The 18,438-nt window shown below is 72.4% G+C and carries 16 protein-coding genes; 2 read left to right on the forward strand and 14 right to left on the reverse strand.

Annotated elements, in window-relative coordinates; translation table 11 throughout:
• Nucleotides 1–55 precede the first annotated feature (55 nt).
• From AMK18_RS13595 to AMK18_RS13645, 11 genes are all read right to left on the reverse strand, one after another.
• Entirely contained in the window at nucleotides 56–3,877 is a 3,822-nt protein-coding gene (locus AMK18_RS13595; protein ID WP_073862975.1) for a multifunctional oxoglutarate decarboxylase/oxoglutarate dehydrogenase thiamine pyrophosphate-binding subunit/dihydrolipoyllysine-residue succinyltransferase subunit, read from the reverse strand.
• 257 nt (nucleotides 3,878–4,134) lie between these two features.
• Nucleotides 4,135–5,211: a HAMP domain-containing sensor histidine kinase gene (locus tag AMK18_RS13600; protein WP_018102697.1), complete on the reverse strand. Its 1,077-nt coding sequence runs from the start codon at nucleotides 5,209–5,211 to the stop codon at nucleotides 4,135–4,137.
• Nucleotides 5,208–5,945 (reverse strand): response regulator transcription factor, encoded by a 738-nt coding sequence (locus AMK18_RS13605; RefSeq protein ID WP_018102696.1) that lies wholly within the window; start codon nucleotides 5,943–5,945, stop codon nucleotides 5,208–5,210. The genes AMK18_RS13600 and AMK18_RS13605 overlap by 4 nt, the downstream gene beginning before the upstream one ends.
• Nucleotides 5,946–6,180: 235 nt before the next feature.
• The gene (locus AMK18_RS13610; protein WP_073862976.1) at nucleotides 6,181–6,873 is read right to left on the reverse strand and encodes a hypothetical protein; all 693 of its coding nucleotides are present in this window, start codon (nucleotides 6,871–6,873) and stop codon (nucleotides 6,181–6,183) included.
• A 96-nt stretch (nucleotides 6,874–6,969) separates the two neighbouring features.
• Nucleotides 6,970–7,572 carry a hypothetical protein gene (locus AMK18_RS13615; protein WP_073862977.1) on the reverse strand — a complete coding sequence of 201 codons (603 nt, stop codon included), beginning with the start codon at nucleotides 7,570–7,572 and terminating at the stop codon, nucleotides 6,970–6,972.
• Complete coding sequence (locus AMK18_RS13620; protein WP_073862978.1) at nucleotides 7,569–8,867, reverse strand: hypothetical protein; 1,299 nt, start codon at nucleotides 8,865–8,867, stop codon at nucleotides 7,569–7,571. Before AMK18_RS13620 ends, AMK18_RS13615 begins: the two co-directional genes overlap by 4 nt.
• Nucleotides 8,864–9,655 carry an ABC transporter ATP-binding protein gene (locus AMK18_RS13625; protein ID WP_079199279.1) on the reverse strand — a complete coding sequence of 264 codons (792 nt, stop codon included), beginning with the start codon at nucleotides 9,653–9,655 and terminating at the stop codon, nucleotides 8,864–8,866. The genes AMK18_RS13620 and AMK18_RS13625 overlap by 4 nt, the downstream gene beginning before the upstream one ends.
• On the reverse strand, nucleotides 9,652–10,587 hold the full coding sequence (locus tag AMK18_RS13630; protein ID WP_073862979.1) for a hypothetical protein: 936 nt from the start codon (nucleotides 10,585–10,587) through the stop codon (nucleotides 9,652–9,654). Before AMK18_RS13630 ends, AMK18_RS13625 begins: the two co-directional genes overlap by 4 nt.
• Nucleotides 10,584–11,186: an RNA polymerase sigma factor gene (locus AMK18_RS13635; RefSeq protein WP_020207369.1), complete on the reverse strand. Its 603-nt coding sequence runs from the start codon at nucleotides 11,184–11,186 to the stop codon at nucleotides 10,584–10,586. The genes AMK18_RS13630 and AMK18_RS13635 overlap by 4 nt, the downstream gene beginning before the upstream one ends.
• Before the next feature lie 33 nt (nucleotides 11,187–11,219).
• Complete coding sequence (locus AMK18_RS13640; protein WP_073862980.1) at nucleotides 11,220–11,798, reverse strand: isochorismatase family protein; 579 nt, start codon at nucleotides 11,796–11,798, stop codon at nucleotides 11,220–11,222.
• A 52-nt stretch (nucleotides 11,799–11,850) separates the two neighbouring features.
• The gene (locus AMK18_RS13645; RefSeq protein WP_073862981.1) at nucleotides 11,851–12,252 is read right to left on the reverse strand and encodes a DUF4259 domain-containing protein; all 402 of its coding nucleotides are present in this window, start codon (nucleotides 12,250–12,252) and stop codon (nucleotides 11,851–11,853) included.
• Between the two features lie 169 nt (nucleotides 12,253–12,421).
• Between AMK18_RS13645 and lon the strand changes: the two genes are divergently transcribed.
• Nucleotides 12,422–14,842, forward strand: a complete 2,421-nt coding sequence (lon, locus tag AMK18_RS13650; RefSeq protein ID WP_073862982.1) for an endopeptidase La — start codon at nucleotides 12,422–12,424, stop codon at nucleotides 14,840–14,842.
• 58 nt (nucleotides 14,843–14,900) lie between these two features.
• Here the strand turns inward: lon and AMK18_RS13655 are convergent, their stop codons facing one another.
• Both AMK18_RS13655 and AMK18_RS13660 read right to left on the reverse strand, forming a co-directional pair.
• Nucleotides 14,901–15,581 carry a polysaccharide deacetylase family protein gene (locus AMK18_RS13655; RefSeq protein WP_241836574.1) on the reverse strand — a complete coding sequence of 227 codons (681 nt, stop codon included), beginning with the start codon at nucleotides 15,579–15,581 and terminating at the stop codon, nucleotides 14,901–14,903.
• A 249-nt stretch (nucleotides 15,582–15,830) separates the two neighbouring features.
• The gene (locus AMK18_RS13660; protein ID WP_018102685.1) at nucleotides 15,831–16,673 is read right to left on the reverse strand and encodes a lysozyme; all 843 of its coding nucleotides are present in this window, start codon (nucleotides 16,671–16,673) and stop codon (nucleotides 15,831–15,833) included.
• Between the two features lie 240 nt (nucleotides 16,674–16,913).
• Between AMK18_RS13660 and AMK18_RS13665 the strand changes: the two genes are divergently transcribed.
• On the forward strand, nucleotides 16,914–17,396 hold the full coding sequence (locus tag AMK18_RS13665) for a MarR family winged helix-turn-helix transcriptional regulator (RefSeq protein ID WP_073862984.1): 483 nt from the start codon (nucleotides 16,914–16,916) through the stop codon (nucleotides 17,394–17,396).
• Nucleotides 17,397–17,422: 26 nt separating this feature from the next.
• On the opposite strand, the gene AMK18_RS13670 is transcribed toward AMK18_RS13665, so the two are convergent.
• Complete coding sequence (locus AMK18_RS13670) at nucleotides 17,423–18,205, reverse strand: protein phosphatase 2C domain-containing protein (protein ID WP_018102683.1); 783 nt, start codon at nucleotides 18,203–18,205, stop codon at nucleotides 17,423–17,425.
• Between the last annotated feature and the right edge of the window lie 233 nt (nucleotides 18,206–18,438).

The raw sequence follows: 18,438 nt of genomic DNA on the forward strand, positions 1-18,438 counted from the left end.
GGGCCCGCCTCGCGCGGGTGCGCGGGACGGGCCCCTCGGGCGTACGGGCTGCCGGTCAGGCCTCGAAGACCTCGTTGACCAGCTGGGTCTGCTCCGCCTGGTGGCGCTTGGCCGAGCCGACCGCCGGGGACGAGCCGTGCGGGCGCGAGATGCGGCGCAGGCGCTCGCCGTGCGGGACGTCCGCGCCGACGGCCAGGTCCAGGTGGTCGATCAGGTTCAGGGCGATGAACGGCCAGGCACCCTGGTTGGCCGGCTCCTCCTGGGCCCACAGGTACTTCGCGGCGTTCGGGTACTTGGCGATCTCGGCCTGGATCTCCGCACCCGGCAGCGGGTACAGGCGCTCCAGCCGGATGATCGCGGTCTCCGTGTCGCCCCGCTTCTCGCGCTCGGCCTCCAGGTCGTAGTAGACCTTGCCGGCGCAGAAGACGACCTTGCGGACGGCGCTCGGCTCGACCGAGTCGTCGCCGATGACCGGGCGGAAGCCGCCGGTGGTGAACTCCTCCACCTTCGACGCCGCCGCCTTGAGGCGGAGCATCGACTTCGGGGTGAAGACGATCAGCGGCTTGTGGTGCGGGTTGTGCACCTGCCACCGCAGGAGGTGGAAGTAGTTCGACGGCAGCGTCGGCATCGCGACCGTCATGTTGTCCTGCGCGCACATCTGGAGGAAGCGCTCCGGGCGGGCGGACGAGTGGTCCGGGCCCTGGCCCTCGTAACCGTGCGGCAGGAGCAGCGTGACGCCGGAGGTCTGGCCCCACTTCTGCTCGGCCGAGGAGATGAACTCGTCCACGACGGTCTGCGCGCCGTTGACGAAGTCACCGAACTGGGCCTCCCAGATGACCAGCGACTCCGGGCGGGCCAGCGAGTAGCCGTACTCGAAGCCCATCGCCGCGTACTCGCTGAGGAGCGAGTCGTAGACGTTGTAACGGGCCTGGTCGTCCGTCAGGTAGAGGAGCGGGGTGTAGTCCTCGCCCGTGACCTGGTCGACCAGGACCGCGTGGCGCTGGCCGAAGGTGCCGCGGCGGCTGTCCTGGCCGGCGAGCCGGACCGGGGTGCCCTCCATCAGCAGCGAACCGATGGCCAGGGTCTCGCCCATGCCCCAGTCGATCGTGCCGTTCTCCACCGAGGCGGCACGGCGCTGCATCTGCGGCATCAGGCGCGGGTGCACGGTGATCGACTCGGGGATGTTGACCTGCGACTCGGCGATCCGCTTGACGACCTCGGCGGAGACCGCGGTGTTCACGGCGACCGGGAAGTGGGCCTGCGGGTCGGAGACGTGCGGCTGCGCGGGCTGCGAAGTGGCCTCGCGGACCTCGGCGAACACCTTCTCCAGCTGGCCCTGGAAGTCCTGGAGCGCCTGCTCCGCCTCTTCCAGGGTGATGTCGCCGCGACCGATCAGGGACTCGGTGTAGAGCTTGCGCACCGAGCGCTTCTTGTCGATCAGGGTGTACATCTGCGGGTTGGTGAACTCCGGGTTGTCGCCCTCGTTGTGACCGCGGCGGCGGTAGCAGATGAGGTCGATCACGACGTCCTTGTTGAACGCCTGGCGGAACTCGAAGGCCAGCCGGGCGACCCGGACGACGGCCTCGGGGTCGTCGCCGTTGACGTGGATGATCGGCGCCTCGATCATGCGCGCCACGTCCGTGGCGTACATCGAGGAGCGCGAGGACTCCGGGGCGGCGGTGAAGCCGACCTGGTTGTTGATCACCACGTGCACGGTGCCGCCGGTGCGGTAGCCGCGCAGCTGCGACATGTTGAGCGTCTCGGCGACGACGCCCTGGCCCGCGAAGGCCGCGTCGCCGTGCAGGGCGACGGGCAGGACGGTGAAGTCCGTGCCGCCCTTGTTGATGATGTCCTGCTTGGCGCGGGCGATGCCCTCCAGGACCGGGTCGACCGCCTCCAGGTGCGAGGGGTTGGCGGCCAGCGAGACCTTGATCTGCTCGCCGTCCAGGCCGGTGAAGGTGCCCTCGGCGCCCAGGTGGTACTTCACGTCGCCGGAGCCGTGCATCGAGCGCGGGTCGAGGTTGCCCTCGAACTCGCGGAAGATCTGGGCGTACGACTTGCCCACGATGTTCGCCAGGACGTTCAGGCGGCCGCGGTGGGCCATGCCGATGACGACCTCGTCGAGGCGGGCCTCGGCGGCGGAGTCGATGACCGCGTCGAGCAGCGGGATGACGGACTCGCCGCCCTCCAGCGAGAACCGCTTCTGGCCGACGTACTTGGTCTGCAGGAACGTCTCGAACGCCTCGGCGGCGTTGAGGCGGCGCAGGATGCGCAGCTGCTCCTCGCGCTCCGGCTTGGGGCGCGGACGCTCCACCCGGTCCTGGAGCCACTTGCGCTGCTTCGGGTCCTGGATGTGCATGAACTCGATGCCGGTGGTGCGGCAGTACGACTCGCGCAGGACGCCGAGGATGTCGCGGAGCTTCATCATGGACTTGCCGGCGAACCCGCCGACCGCGAAGTCCCGCTCCAGGTCCCACAGGGTGAGGCCGTGCTCGGTGATGTCCAGGTCGGGGTGCTTGCGCTGGTGGTACTCCAGCGGGTCGGTGTCGGCCATGACGTGGCCCCGGACCCGGTAGGAGTGGATCAGCTCGAAGACCCGCGCGGCCTTGGTGACGTCGTCGTCGTGCGAGGCGTCGATGTCCTTGAGCCAGCGGACCGGCTCGTAGGGGATGCGCAGCGCCTTGAAGATCTCGTCGTAGAACTCGTTCTCGCCGAGCAGCAGCTGGGAGAGGATGCGCAGGAACTCGCCCGACGCGGCACCCTGGATGACCCGGTGGTCGTAGGTCGAGGTCAGGGTCATGACCTTGGAGATGCCCAGCTTGTTCAGGGTGTCCTGCGAGGTGCCCTGGAACTCCGCCGGGTAGTCCATCGCGCCGACGCCCATGATGAGGCCCTGTCCGGGCATCAGGCGGGGCACCGAGTGGACGGTGCCGATGCCGCCGGGGTTGGTCAGCGAGGCGGTGACGCCGGTGAAGTCGTCCATGCCGAGCTTGCCGTTGCGGGCGCGCCGGACGATGTCCTCGTACGCCTGCCAGAACTCGAAGAAGTTGAGCGTCTCGGCCTTCTTGATGGCCGCGACGACCAGCTGGCGGTCGCCGTTCGGCTTCACCAGGTCGATGGCGAGGCCGAGGTTGACGTGCTCCGGCTTGACCAGGGTCGGCTTGCCGTCCTTCTCCGCGAAGGAGTAGTTCATGGCCGGCATGGCCTTGAGCGCCTGCACCATCGCGTACCCGATGAGGTGCGTGAAGGAGATCTTCCCGCCGCGGGCGCGCTTGAGGTGGTTGTTGATGACGATGCGGTTGTCGAAGAGCAGCTTCACCGGGACGGCGCGCACGGACGTGGCCGTGGGCAGCTCCAGCGAGGCGTTCATGTTCTTCGCGACCGCGGCGGACGGGCCGCGCAGCGTCACGTACTCCGGTCCGCCCGGCGCCTCGGTGTCCGCGGCGGCCTTGGCCTTCGCGGCGGGGGCCTTGGCGGCCGGAGCCGGGGCGGCCTTCGCCGGAGCCTTGGGCGCGGCGGGCGCTGCGGGCGCGGCCGGGGCTGCCTGGGCCGGTGCGGCGGGCGCCGCCGGGGCCTGGGCGGCGGGCTGCGCCGGAGCGGCCGGGGCCGCCGGTGCGGTGGTGGGGGCGGCCGGGGCCGCGGGCGCTGCAGCCCCCGCGGCTGCGGCACCGGGCTTGTCCGCCGTGCCGGTCTTGCCCGGCTTGTAGTCGGCGAAGAAGTCCCACCAGGCACGATCGACCGAATTCGGGTCCTGGAGGTACTGCTGGTAGATCTCGTCGACGAGCCACTCATTGGCGCCGAATGCCGCGGCCGGGTTGGTGCCCGGGCCGGCCTGGTCGGTCGAGATGCTCGAGTTACTGGGGGACTGAGACGACACGGCGGTGACCGCCCTCTTCCGCTTCGCAAGGTGATGGACAGCGGGAATCAAGGCTACGCCTCCGCGGCCGTTCCTTGCAGGCCGGGGAGGTCTTCGTCGTGCAAGTCACATCGAAAGCCGGGTTTCGGCGCTGGAAATGGCGGGAAACAAGCATGGTTCCGCTTCGCTCCGGGTACGCGAGGCCGCCGCAGCGGCCGCCTCGACCGTATCCCGTTCCCGGAACACGTAGAACGCGGCCTTCCGGTTCGAACCCTATGTCAACCTCGCGGTTGGGGAATCCCCGGAAGAGTGACGCGTATCCGGCAGCCGCGAGCAGATTCGGCCACTCCGATCCGGCCGCCGTGGAGATCCACCGCCCAGCGGGCGATGGCCAGGCCGAGCCCCGTACCGCCGTCGCTGCCCGGGCCGTGCGGCGAGGCCACGTCGCCCCGGTTGAACCGCTCGAAGACCCGGTGGCGCTCGGACTCCGGGATGCCGGGGCCCTCGTCCACCACCTCCAGGTGCAGGGACTCCGGCTGCGGGCCGCGCCGGGCCAGCACCGTGACCCGGCCGTGCGGCGGGCTGTGCTTGACGGCGTTGTCGATGAGATTGGCCACCACCTGGTGCAGCCGCTCCGCGTCCGCGTGCGCGGTGAGCTCCGGCGGCGACACGTCCAGGTGCAGATGGACGTCCGTACGGGAGTGGTTGCCGGACCCGGAGGAGAGCCGGCGGTGCGCGGCGGCGAGGTTCGCCTCCTTCAGCACCCCGGACAGATAGGGCCACACCTCGAAGCGGTTGGCCTTCAGCGTGACGACGCCGTTGTCCAGCCGGGACAGGTCGAGCAGCGTCTCCACCAGGCGGCCCAGGCGCTCCGTCTGTTTCAGCGCGGTCCGCATCGTCTCCGGATCGGCCGATGACACCCCGTCCACGACGTTCTCCAGGACGGCTCTCAGCGCCGCGATGGGCGTGCGCAGCTCGTGCGAGACATTCGCCACCAGCTCCTTGCGGTGCCGGTCCACGGCCGCCAGGTCGTCGGCCATCAGATTGATGGTCTGCGCCAGGTCGCCGAGCTCGTCGCGCCGGCCCGCGCCGTTGACCCGCCGCGTGTAGTCGCCGTGCGAGATCGACCGGGCCACCGCGCGCATCTCGTCCAGTGGCGCGGTCAGGCCGTGCGCCACGAACTGGGTGATCAGCAGGGTCGCGATGACCGAGAACACGGTGATGAACCGGAGCTCGGTCCGCGTACGGAAGGCCACCATGATCAGCCCGGTGGTGATGAACACCGAGACCACCACCAGGGTGCCCAGCTTGGCCTTGATCGAGAACGGCCGCAGCCCCGGTCCGGGCGAGGTCATGGCGCGGGGGTCTCCAGCGCGTAACCGACGCCGTGCACGGTACGGATGCGCTCCGCGCCGATCTTCCGGCGCAGCGCCTTGATGTGGCTGTCGACCGTCCGGGTGCCGGAGGCGTCCGCCCAGTCCCACACCTCGGCGAGCAGCTGCTCCCGGGAGAGCACCGCGCGCGGGGTGTTGGCCAGGCAGACCAGCAGGTCGAACTCGGTCGGGGTGAGGTGCACGTCGTCGGCGCGGACCCGCACCCGGCGCTGTGCGTGGTCGATCTCCAGCTCGCCGAGGCGGAGTATGCCGCTGCGCGGCGTCACCGCGGCCAGTGCGGCCCGCTCCACCCGGCGCAGCAGCACGTGCACCCGGGCGGCCAGCTCACGCATCGAGAACGGCTTGGTCATGTAGTCGTCGGCGCCGACCCCGAGCCCGACGAGCATGTCCGTCTCGTCGTCGCGCGCGGTCAGCATCAGCACCGGCACCGGCCGCTGGGCCTGGACCCGGCGGCAGACCTCCAGGCCGTCGAAGCCGGGCAGCATGATGTCGAGCACCATCAGGTCCGGCTGCCACGCCTCGGCCGCGTCCACGGCGGCCGGGCCGTCCTGCGCGGTCTGCACGAGAAAGCCCTCCGCCCGCAGCCGGGCGGAAATGGCATCGACGATCGTGGCGTCGTCCTCGACCACCAGCACCCGGCGCTGCGCGCCCGGGGTGGCCGCGACGCCGCTGTGGGTGGTGTGTGTCTGTTCCATCGCCCCGCCCCTGCCCGTTCTCACGGAGGCCATTCCCCCGGACGTACGGTTTTCGCTCGTGATTTTCGTGGGTGATCCCGCTACCGGTCAGCAGCGTAGAGGCAGCGGAGGGTTTCCGGCTACGCAGGGTGCAAGGCCGAACCGCCCCGCGAGGTCCCCGCGCGGGGCGGAGTGTCGTGCTTGTGGGCCTTGGCCCCCGGGTGTTCGGGGGCTTTCGATACCCGTAGGGGGGATCTCACGCGTCCCGGATTGCGAGATGGACCACGTCCGGCACACCTCGGGCAACGCCCACTTCTTCCGCCCGAACCCCCTGGAACCCGGCATTCCGTAGGGCTTGGTCGAATGCCTCGGACGGTTGTGCGGACCAGACCGCGAGCACCCCGCCCGGGTTGAGGCGCGCCCGGCAGTCGGCGAGACCGGCGGGGGAGTAGAGGTCGTTGTTGTCCTCGGTGACCGTCCAGTCCGGCCCGTTGTCGATGTCCAGACACAGGGCGTCGTAACGGTCCGTAGTCGTCCGCAGATACGCGACGAGGTCGGTCGTCAGGATCTCCGTACGGGGGTCGGCGAGCGCGGGCCCCGAGATCCGGTCCAGCGGCCCCCGCCGGTGCCAGTCCACGATCGCCTCCTCCCGCTCGGCGACCGCGATCCGGCCCCACCGCGGCTCGGCGGCGGCCCGCGCCAGCGAGAACCCGACGCCGAGCCCTCCGATGAGCACGGCGGGCCCGGTGCGGCCGACGGGGAGCGCGGCGAGCGCGGCGTCGACCAGCAGCCGCTCGGAGCGCCCGTCGGAGGTGTCCATCAGGAAGCACCCGTTGGCGATGATCTCGAAGTCCTCCCCGCGCCGGCGCAGGACGACCTCCCCGTACGGTCCCTCGCGGCGGTCCAGGGTGACGGGGGCGTCGGCGTCGGGGCCGAACGTGTGGGGCATGGCACTGATCTCCGGTGGCCGGGGCGGCTGTCCCGGCCATCCTGTCGCGCGGGGGCGGGCGGATGCCAGCGAGTTCGTACGGGGGGACTGCCCCGGTCAGCCGCCTTCGCGGCGCGCCCCGCGTACGGCGTGGAGCGCCGCCCCCGCCGCGAACGCCGCCGCGGCCACGGCCCACGCCCCCACCTGGGGCCCCGGCTGCATCGGCCAGGCCCACACGGAGGCGGCTCCGCCCGGGGTGCGCGGCGCGGCCAGATAGACCGCGCCGGTGTACACGGTGAGCGGCAGCCAGCTGAGCCGGGCGCCGATCAGGGCGGCCGCGGCGGCCGTGATCCCGGTCGCGCCGAGCACGTTGCGCACCATGCCGGGCGCGCCGAACGCCTCCGGGTGCCCGGGGACGGCCAGCGCGAGGGCGGCGGCGGCCGGGACGGTGAGCGCGAGCAGGTGCGCCAGCCGTCGGGGCCACCAGCGCCGGACCGCCGTCCGGTCGAGCTCGTCCGCCGGGGCGTACAGGCTCGTCCCGATGGCCGACGCGACGAGCAGCGGGGCCAGGACCAGGACGGGGACGCGGGCGCTGTGGTCGAAGGTCGGCTGCGCCTGGATCCAGTGCGCCGCCCAGGCCGCGAGCAGGGCCGTGCAGGCGAGGGCCGCGGCGGTACGGGGGAGGGCGCGGGAGCGGAGATAGAGGACGGGGAGGCTCACAGGACCGGCACCTCCGAGGGGTCGCAGCTGTTGCGGGCGGCCATGTAGCGGCCCAGCCAGGCGCGGCGCTCGGCGTCGGGCATGGCTTCGAGGCGGCGGAGCTCCGGGGAGTCCGAAACATAGGTCTCCTGCGCCGCGTGGGGACCGATCAGCCACCCGGCGACCGCGGAGTCGGTCTCTATCACGCGGTCCAAGCTCTTGGATCCCGCCGCGCGACCGGAGCAGTCCCGGTCGAGTAGTCGCATGGCCACCTGCCAGGCGAAGTGCTCCCTGTGCTGGAGTCGCCCGCGCAGGAGGTACCAGCCGACATTCGGGGTGGGCACCCACGACTCGTCGGGGTGCTGCACGGGCTCTCGGTCGACGTAACGCTTCGGTGCGCCGGGCACCCCCTCCAGCCGCCCGGTCAGCCCCGACAGCGCCTCGGTGACCTGGGGCAGCAGGTGCTCCTGACGCCCACTCAGGCAGATCTGCGGGCTGCCCTCCGTGCAGGCGAGGTGGTGGGCCGCCGGGTCGTCCCGGAACATGCCGTCGCCCGTGGACACGATCAGCGGGGCGACGGCGGCCGCCACGGCGAGCGGCACGAGGGCGGCGAGCCGGCGCCGGGCCGCGACCGCGGTGAGCGCGGCGGCCGCCAGTCCGCAGGTCCAGGCCACCATGGCGGGGGCGAACCACCACACGGGCAGCTGGTCCCACAGCGCGTACTGCACGGCCGGGTCCAGGTACTGCGTCGAGGATTCCAAGTAGTTGGGCACCCCGAGCACCAGGTACATCAACGCGGCGAGCACGGGCGCGGCCAGCCGCCACCGGCACAGCACGCCGACGGTGAACCCGAGCAGCGCCACGGCCGCCAGGAAGGCGGCGTCCACGACGACGAGCGAGAGGAGCGGGCCCCCGCCGCCCGCGTACGGCCAGGTGGCCGCCGACGAACCGGCCAGCGCGACCACGTACCCGGCGACCGCCCACAGCGCGAGCGGTAGTACGGCGACCGCCATCCGCTGCCACCGCGCACGCGGCGTCGAGCGCCACAGCTCATCGGTGGCGCGCCGGTGGTCGCGGGCACCCTGCCAGCAGGCAGCCGCGGCCACCAGCGGGCCGGTGAGCAGGGTGGCGCCGGTGTGCAGGAGCCTCTGGGTCTCGATCCAGTCGCCCTGCCACTGGTAGGCCTTCCCGGCCATGGTCACGCCGAGCGTGAGCGCCGTGGACAGCCCGGTCCACGGGCCGATGCCGCGCCGCGCCTCGGCCCGCAGTGCGGGGCCCGGGGCCTTGCGCCGCGCGGGAGTTCCGGTGAGGGTCATCGGGCGCCCGCCGTCGCCCGGTGGGAGCGCAGGGCCGCCGTGTAACCGCGCTCGATCGGGCTGCCGTGCAGCACGTCCGGGGCGTCGCCGTTATTGCCGAGGGCCGCCAGCTCGTCCGTCGTCCCCCGGTACGCGACGCGGCCCGCCTCGATCAGCGTCACGTCCTCGCAGGCCGCCACCACGTCCTCCACCAGGTGCGTGGAGAGGATGACCGTCGCGTCCTTCCCCAGGTCCCGCATCAGGGCCCGGAACTCGACCCGCTGTTCCGGGTCGAGCCCGGCGGTCGGCTCGTCCAGGAGCAGCAGCTCCGGCTCGTTGACGATCGCCTGGGCGATGCCGACGCGCCGGACCATGCCGCCGGACAGCGTCTTCATCCGGGAGTCGATCCGGTCGGCGAGGCCCACGCGGTCCACCGCGCGCTCCACGGCGGCGGCCGCCTGCGCCCCGTCCATCTCCTTGAGCCACGCCACGTAGGCGACGAACTCGCGAACGGTGAACCCGGCGTAGTGGCCGAACTCCTGCGGCAGATAGCCCAGCCTGCGCCGGACCTCCGCCCGGGCACGGTGGTCGGACGCCGCGCCCACGTCGGCGCCCAGCAGCTCGATCCGCCCGGCGTCCGGCGCTGCGGCCGTGGACAGGACCCGGATCAGCGAGGTCTTGCCCGCCCCGTTGGGGCCCAGGAGTCCGTGCACTCCGGGCCCGAAGGCGAGATCGACGGCGTCCAGGGCGGTCCTGCGGCGGTGCCGGACCGTCAGCCCGGTCACCTCCACGGTGCTGTTCGCGCTCATGACGTCTCCAGGTGGTCGAAGGATCGGCGGCGCAGGACGAGCAGCGCCGCGCCGAGCACGGCCGCCACCGCCCAGGCGCCCTGTGCGGGGAGCCCCGCGAAGTAGCGGAGCGCCGTCGGCGTTCCGTCGAGCAGTGCGGACGGGGAGGTGTCGAGCGCCGGTACGGTGACGGCGGCAGCCCAGCCCGCCGCGACGACGAGGGCCGCGGTGCGGCAGCCGACGTACGAGCCGATCCCCAGGGCCGCGAGGGTCAGGGCGAGCCCGGGCAGCAGCCAGGCCAGGGGCCCCGGGCCGCCGGCCGAGGCGGGCAGCACCGCCCAGGCCAGGGCGAGCACCGGGACGGTCACCCCGAGCACCGCGGCCGTCCTGGTCAGCAGCAGCCGCAGCCCGCCGCCGGGGGAGGTGGCGATGATCTCGTGCAGGGGGTCGGCGGAACGCCCGTACGAGACCCCGACCCCGGCGAGCGGCAGCACGGGCGCGACGAGCAGCAGCAAGGCCCGCACGGAACCACCGAGTCCGCCGCCGTACGCAAGCGCGACGGCCGCGCACACCACGAGCGCCAGGGCCCCGGTCCACGGTCCCCGCAAGGCGGGCCCCGCCGCCCACAGCACCCGGCCGAAGCGGTGGCGTCCGGGCAGGCGGTGCCACGCGGGCCCGGTCCCGGGCGCGCGGCCGCGCCAGGCGCCGAGGCGGGTCACCGGACGTCCCGCCCCCGCGCCGCCGGGCACCGGAACCGCCTCCGCCAGCACCGCCGCCCGGATCGCGTCCAGCGTCGCCGCTCCGGAGCCCCGGTCGCGTACGGCGGCCGACACGCGTTCCGCGCACCCCGTGCAGGACTCGACGTGCTTCTCGACGGACCAGGCGTCCGGTTCGCGGGCCGTGCCCTCCGCGTACCGCAGGACCAGCTCGTCCGTCACGTGCCAGGTCGTCATGTCGTGCCTCCCAGGGGGCCGCTCTCGGCGACCAGCCGGTCGAGGGCGGCGCGCAGTTCGCGGCGGGCCCGCATGGCCCGGGTCTTGACCGTGCCCTCGGGTATGCCGAGCAGCCGGGCGGCCTCCCTGGTGGTGAGACCGTCGACCACCGTGGCGCGCAGGACCTCCCGGAGCTCCGGCGAGATCCGGTCGAGCGCGGCGCCCACGTCCCCGTACTCCAGGCCGGCCAGGACGCGGTCCTCGGCGGAGGGCGCGGGGGCGGTCCAGCGGGTGTCGCCCGCCTGCCCGGCCGCCGTCGCGCGTTCCGTCCGGGCCCGGGTGCGCTGCGCGTCGACCAGGCGGCGGGCGGCGATCACCCAGAGCCAGCCGCCCGCCTCCGCGCCCCGGTGCGCGGCGGCGGAGCGCCAGACCGTCACGAAGGTGTCCTGGACGACCTCCCGCACGGTCTCCGCGTCCGGGCAGCGGCGGCTCAGCCGGGCGAGGAGCCAGCCGGCGTGCCGGTCGTAGAACGCGGCCAGGGCGGCCGTGTCCCCCTGCGCGACGGCACGCAGGAGTGCCTCGTCGGTCCGGTCGTCCCCCGAGGGGCGCAAGTCGCTCACACCCCCTCTATCGGCGGTCGCCCGCCGCCCGGTTCACGCCCCGGGCGGCGCCGTGAACCGTACGGCCGAGGCGGCCGTGGTGACGTCCGCGTCCGCGCTGATCGCCCAGGCGGCGACCCGGGAGACGACGGCGGCGGGCACCGTTGCGCTGATCCCGGGCGCGGCCGGGACGTCGTGGGTGGCGTGGGCGTCGTACGGGAGGACGACCCGGTAGCCCAGCTCAAGGGCGGTGCGGGCCGTCGCCTGGACGCACATCTCCGACATGACGCCGCAGACGGCCAGCGACTCCACGCCCGCGTCCGTCAGGACGGCGCCCAGGTCCGTGTCCTTGAAGCCGTCGTCCCAGGTCTTGCGGATCACGGACTCCGCGGGGCCGTCCACGACCGGCAGATGCAGCGCCCAGCCCGGCGTGAACGGCTCGTCGCCCGACCCGGGGTCGCCGTCGTTCTGGAGGTGGACGACGACCGCGCCCGCCCGCCGGGCCCGCGCCAGCAGCACCGCCGTACGGTCCAGCAGCACATCGGCCCCGGGGACGGCCCCCGCGCCGGTCACTCCGTCCTTCTGCACATCCACGACGATCAAGGCCTGCACGGGGAGCGGGGTCTCGGTCATGCGGCCATCCTGTCCGGCGCGGTGCCGCCGTTCCACGGAATATCGAGGCCGCTCAGGGCCGGGGCATAAGCGTCCCGCGCAGCTGGTTGATCCCCGTGTGCCAAGGCCCGTCCTCCGCTTCCTCCCAGAGCTCCAGCGCCTCGGACGGTTCCGTCAGGACCCGGTCCAGCGCCCTGAGCGCGAGTTCGCGCAGGCCGGTCAGGTCCGGAAGGGGCTCGTCCGGGCCGTACGCGGAGTCGGCGGGGGCACCCCCGGGGCACTGCGCCGCGACCAGGGCGGCGGCCGCTATCGCCTCGTTGGCCACGTCCGAGTCCAGGTAGTCGGTGGTGCCGGCCGTCTCGGCCAGCGCGGCCCGGACCATCCCCTCGCGCGCCTCCGGCGCGGCGTCGTCCAGCCCTCCGCACCAGTCGGCGGCGGTGTCGTTGTCGAACGGGCCCACGTCCCACGTACCCATATGTGTCTCCCTGGTGGATCGATCTCCACGCATCGTGACAGGCACCACTGACAACGCCCGCCGCGCCGGTCGACGACTGATCGCTCAGAGCGAACAACCCTGGGGGAACATTGCGGGGCTCACAAGCATTGAGCCGGTATAGCTCAACTTGACTGCCGAAGGGGAGATCATGGCTACTGAGTCCACTGCCGTCACACCGCTCACCCTGCCCGTGCTGCCGCTCGACGACGAGGTCGTGCTGCCGGGAATGGTGGTGCCGCTGGACCTGTCGGACACCGAGGTGCGCGCCGCCGTCGAGGCGGCGCAGGCCGCCGCCCGGGAGGACGGGGGCAAGCCCGAGGTACTGCTCGTCCCGCGCATCGACGGGACGTACACCGGGATCGGTGTCCGCGGCACCGTCGAACAGGTGGGGCGGCTCTCCGACGGTGACCCGGGCGCCCTCATCCGGGGCCGCGACCGGGTCCGCATCGGAGCGGGCACCAGCGGCCCCGGCGCCGCCCTCTGGGTCGAAGGGGTCCGGGTGGACGAATCCGTCCCCGACCCCGTCCCCGGGTCCGTCGCCGAACTGGTCAAGGAGTACAAGGCGCTCGCCACCAGCTGGCTGAAGAAGCGCGGGGCCTGGCAGGTCGTGGACCGGGTCCAGCAGATCGACGGCGTCTCCGCGCTCGCCGACAACTCGGGGTACTCGCCCTTCCTCACCACCGCCCAGAAGGTCCGCCTCCTGGAGACCACCGACCCGGTCGCCCGGCTGAAGCTGGCGATCCAGTGGCTGGGCGAACACCTCGCCGAGCAGGATGTCGCCGAGTCCATCGCCAAGGACGTCCAGGAGGGCGTCGACAAGCAGCAGCGCGAGTTCCTGCTGCGGCGCCAGCTCGACGCCGTACGCAAGGAGCTCTCCGAGCTCAACGGTGATCCGGAGGACGAGTCCGACGACTACCGGGCCCGCGTCGAGGCCGCCGACCTGCCCGCGCACGTCCGCGAGGCGGCGCTCAAGGAGGTCGACAAGCTGGAGCGCGCCTCCGACCAGAGCCCCGAGGGCTCCTGGATCAGGACCTGGCTCGACACCGTCCTCGAACTGCCCTGGACCGAGCGCACCGAGGACGCGTACGACATCAAGGGCGCCCAGGAGATCCTGGACGCCGAGCACGCCGGGCTCCAGGACGTGAAGGAGCGCATCACCGAGTACCTCGCGGTGCGCAAGCGGCGGGCGGACCGCGGCCTCGGCGTCGTCGGCGGGCGGCGCGGCGGCGCGGTGCTGGCCCTCGTCGGGCCGCCCGGCGTCGGCAAGACCTCGCTCGGGGAGTCCGTCGCGCACGCCATGGGCCGCACGTTCGTCCGCGTCGCGCTCGGTGGTGTCCGGGACGAGGCGGAGATCCGCGGCCACCGGCGTACGTACGTCGGGGCGCTGCCCGGACGCATCGTGCGCGCCATCAAGGAGGCGGGCTCGATGAACCCGGTCGTCCTCCTGGACGAGATCGACAAGGTCGGCTCCGACTTCCGGGGCGACCCGGCCGCCGCCCTCCTCGAAGTGCTCGACCCCGCGCAGAACCACACCTTCCGCGACCACTACCTGGAGGTCGAGCTCGACCTCAGCGACGTCGTCTTCCTGGCCACCGCCAACGTCCTGGAGGCCATCCCGGAGGCGCTGCTCGACCGCATGGAGCTGGTCAGGCTCGACGGCTACACCGAGGACGAGAAGGTCGTCATCGCCCGCGACCACCTGCTCCCGCGCCAGCTGGAACGGGCCGGTCTGGAGAAGGACGAGGTCGCCCTGGACGAACCGGCGCTGCGCAAGCTGGCCGGCGAGTACACCCGCGAGGCCGGCGTACGGAATCTGGAGCGGGCCGTCGCCCGGCTGCTGCGCAAGGTCGCGGCCCAGAGCGAACTGGGCGACCGCGAGCTGCCGTTCACGGTGGGCGCGGACGACCTGCGCGGTCTCATCGGCCGCCCGCACCATGTGCCCGAGTCCGCCCAGGACCCGGCCGAGCGCCGTACGTCGGTGCCGGGTGTGGCCACCGGGCTCGCGGTGACCGGGGCGGGCGGGGACGTCCTCTTCGTGGAGGCGTCGCTCGCCGACCCGGAGACCGGGGCGTCCGGGCTGACCCTCACCGGCCAGCTGGGCGACGTCATGAAGGAGTCCGCGCAGATCGCGCTGAGCTTCCTCCGGTCGCACGGCGCGGAGCTGGAGCTGCCGGTCGCGGACCTCAAGGACCGGGGCGTGCACATCCACTTCCCGGCGGGCGCGGTCCCCAAGGACGGCCCGAGCGCGGGCATCACGATGACGACCGCGCTGGCCTCGCTGCTCTCCGGCCGGCTGGTCCGCACGGATGTGGCGATGACCGGTGAGGTCTCGCTGACCGGGCGGGTGCTGCCGATCGGCGGCCTGAAGCAGAAGCTCCTGGCCGCGCACCGGGCGGGCGTCACCACCGTGGTGATCCCCAAGCGGAACGAGGCCGACCTGGACGACGTCCCGGCCGAGGTGCTTGAGACCCTGGAGGTCCACCCGGTCACCGACGTCCGCCAGGTCCTGGAGATCGCCCTGGCCCCGGCCACGGCGGAGCACAGGATTCCGGCGGCCAAGGCGGCGTAACGGGAGCCATGGACGCGGAACGGCCCGGGCGCGCGGGCCGTTCCGCGTACGGCCGTGCCTACGGGCGGTAGATCGTGCCCGGGACCGGCTCGGCGGGGGCCATCAGCTGGGGGACCGTCACGAAGGTGTAGCCCTGCTTCTTCAGGGTGTCGATGATCCCGGGGACCGCGGGCACGGTGCCCTTGTAGATGTCGTGCAGCAGGATGATGCCGTCCTTGCTCGCCTGGTCGACTATGCGCTTCCTGATCAGCGCGGAATCGTTGGTCGAGTAGTCCTTGGCGGTGGCGCTCCACAGGATCTGGGAGAGCCCGAGGTCCTTGCAGATGCCGGAGATCGTGTCGTCGGTGCGGCCCTGCGGCGGGCGCATCAGCCGGGGCTTCTTGCCGGTGATGTCCGCGATGGCGTTCTGCGTCTTCTCCAGCTCGGCGCGTATCTCGGCCGGCTTCCGGTCGGTCAGGATCTTGTGCGACCAGGTGTGGTTGGCGATCTCGTGGCCCTCGGCCGCGAGCCGCCGCACGGTCTCCGGGTGCTTCTTGACGTGGTTCTTGCCGAGCAGGAAGAACGTCGCGTGGACCTTCTTCTCCTTGAGGATGTCCAGCAGATGGGGCGTGTCCTCGGCCGGTCCCGCGTCGAAGGTCAGGGCGATGCACTTGGCCTTGCGGCAGTCCACCGGGCCCATCGGCGCCTTGGCGTCCGAAGCGGCGTCGTCGCGGGCCGAGCCGGGCGCGGTGGTCTCCATCGTGCAGCCGCTCAGGGTGAGCGTGAGCGCTGTCACAAGAGCGACGGCCAACCCCGTACCGATGGACTTCCTCTTACTGGGCACGGCGTGCCACTCCCTCTGGTGAACGAACGCACTGGTGTGCGACCTGGGACGGCGACTATACCTGCGATGTATACACCGGGTTCATAGTGGGGTGGCCGGGACGCGACGAAGCCCGGCGACGGGGTACGTCACCGGGCTTCGCGCCGTACGGGGAGGCTGTCGCCGCTATCCGTTGGCGAGTGCCTGTACGCGGTCGAGGGCGCCGTTGAAGTGGTTGTGGTCGCCCACCGTCGGACCGGAGGACGTGTACTGCCAGATCGTGTAGAAGCCCCAGCCGGCCGGGAGCTCGCCGACCGTGGTGTTGTAGCGGGCCACCCACAGCGGGTTGGTGGTCGCGAAGCCGCCGTTGTTGCCGGTGCAGTCCTTCCACCAGCTGGTCGCGGTGTAGATGACCGCGTCGCGCCCGGTGCGCGCCTTGTACGTGTTCACGAAGTCACGGATCCACGACACCATCTGGGCCGCGGTCTTGCCGTAGCACTGCGCGCCGTACGGGTTCCACTCGATGTCGAGCACGCCCGGCAGGGTCTTGCCGTCCTTGGACCAGCCGCCCCCGTGGTCCACGAAGTAGTTGGCCTGGACGGCGCCGCTCGTGGTGTCCGGGGTGGCGAAGTGGTAGGCGCCGCGGATCATCCCGACGTTGTACGAGCCGTTGTACTGCTGCGCGAAGTAGGGGTTCGTGTAGTACGTCCCCTCGCTGGCCTTGGTGTAGGCCCACTTCACGCCGCTGTTCCAGAGCGTCGACCAGGCGACGTTGCCCTGGTAGCTGGCCACGTCCACGCCCTCGGTCTGGGCGGCGCGGCCCTCGACGGGCAGGCCGCCCTTGCCGTCGTGGGCGACGACGCCCATGCCCATGGTGGCGGTGCCGCGCGCGGGCGCGGTGGGGTCACCGCCTGCGGCGTTCGAGGCGCCGGGGAGTGCGATGAGGAGGGAGAGGGCTGCGAGCAGCGTGCCGGCCGCGGCGAAGCGCGAGCGGCGGGACTTCGTGGAGCCGGATCTGTGCACGGGCATTGCGTGCCTCCGAGACCTCGGTGGGGGGATCTGCCGACCCGGGAGGCGCCGCACGGCGACCCCGGCGGCATGCCATGGTGTGGACATGCCATGCATGACGCTACGCACGTAGACCCGTGCGGCGGAAGAGGGCCTGGGCGGCGCCGTTGGTCTACTCCTGCGAAATACTGGCGGAGCTGCGGTGATGGCCGTCGGCGGAAGAAACTTTCATCTTCGGGAAAGCTCTTGAGGGGAGTTGACGTGCACGGGAGCGAAAGCGGACGTGAACCCGGCGCTGCCGGGGGAAGTGGTGTGGACCACGAATTCCTGGCCCTGGAGCTGGAGTTGGCCGTCTTTCTGCGCCGGGCGCGGGCCAATTCCGGCGAGATGGCGCGCGAGGTGCACCCCGAACTGGAGGCGGCCGCCTACGGCCTCTTCGTACGCCTGGAATCCGCGGGCCAGCAGCGGGCCACCGATCTCGCCGCCTACTTCGGCGTCGGCAAGGCCACCATGAGCCGCCAGCTCCGCGCCCTGGAAGCGCTCGGCCTCGTCGCGCGTGAGCCCGATCCCGCCGACGGGCGCGCGTTTCTCGTGCACCTCACCGAGGAAGGGCTCGCCCGCTTCCGGAGCGTCCGCGACGCCCGCCGCGACCGCTACGTTCGCAAGCTGGCCGACTGGGACCGCGCCGAGGTCGCGGAACTGGCCCGCCTGCTGCACCAGCTGAACGCGAGCGCCGAGGACTGAGGGCTCGGGGAGGGGCCCGCAGCCGCCTACAGCCGTACGTACGCAGCCGTCGCGTCGTCGTGGGTCTTGCCCCGGAGGTGCTTACGCTCCGTGTCCGCGTCCTCCAGGGCGCGGACCCGGTCGATCAGCGCCTGCGGGCCCTCCTTCTCCAGGATCCCGAGGCACTCCGCCCAGTCGCCCGCGCCGAACATCTCCGTCCAGCGACTCGCCCCGTCCGTCATCGCGGCCAGGGCCCGCACCCCGGCGCGCGGCGTCCGCCCGGTGACCGCGCGCTCCGCCACGGCCGGGTCGGCGGCGGCCGTGAAGAAGCCACCCTCCTTGTTGCGCGCCCGGGCGTCCGCCACCGCGTCCGAGACCAGGAACTCCCGGGGCAGCCGGTCGAGCCGGTCGTCCAGGACCGCGCGGACGCCGCCGTCGGGCGAGGCGAGGAGCAGCACCGAATCGGACAGCACCAGGTGCTCCACCTCGGCCTCGTCCCAACGCACCACGACGACGGTTGCCTGTGGCGTACGCACGTGAGAAAGGTCACAGGTCGAGCGGTGGGCGTCCGCGGTGCGCCGGATGGACTCCGCGAGGATCTCCCGCAAGGTCAGATCCCGCCGCGAACCGGACAGTTCGACCAGGGCCCCGCCCAACCGGGCCGTGAACCACGGAACCGGGTGCACACAACCGGTGTCGCCCATCGGCGGGGTCACGCCGTCCAGCAGCACCAGCCCGCCGCCCCGACCGGAGGCGGGGAGGACCGAGGCCGTCCAGTCCTCGTTCGGGCGGTCCGGAGTGCCGGGGGCGGTCGCGAGTTCGATACGCATACGGCCAGTCTGCACGATGCCTTCACCGTGCCTGCACCGCACCGAGATTGGTGTGTACCAGCAGGTCAGAAGGGTGGCCGAGGCGGAAGGAATCCCTCCGCACCGAGGTGCGGGCGGGCATCCTGCCAAAGCCCGGGCGGAAGTTCCAGCCGGTGTCCACGCATGGCGCCGGGGCCCGCTGGGGAGACTTGTTCGCCAACTCGGGAGTGTTGTTCACTCGTTCGTGTGGCGGA

The organism is Streptomyces sp. CB01249 (assembly GCF_001905735.1).
In the GTDB taxonomy this organism is placed as follows: Bacteria; Actinomycetota; Actinomycetes; order Streptomycetales; family Streptomycetaceae; genus Streptomyces.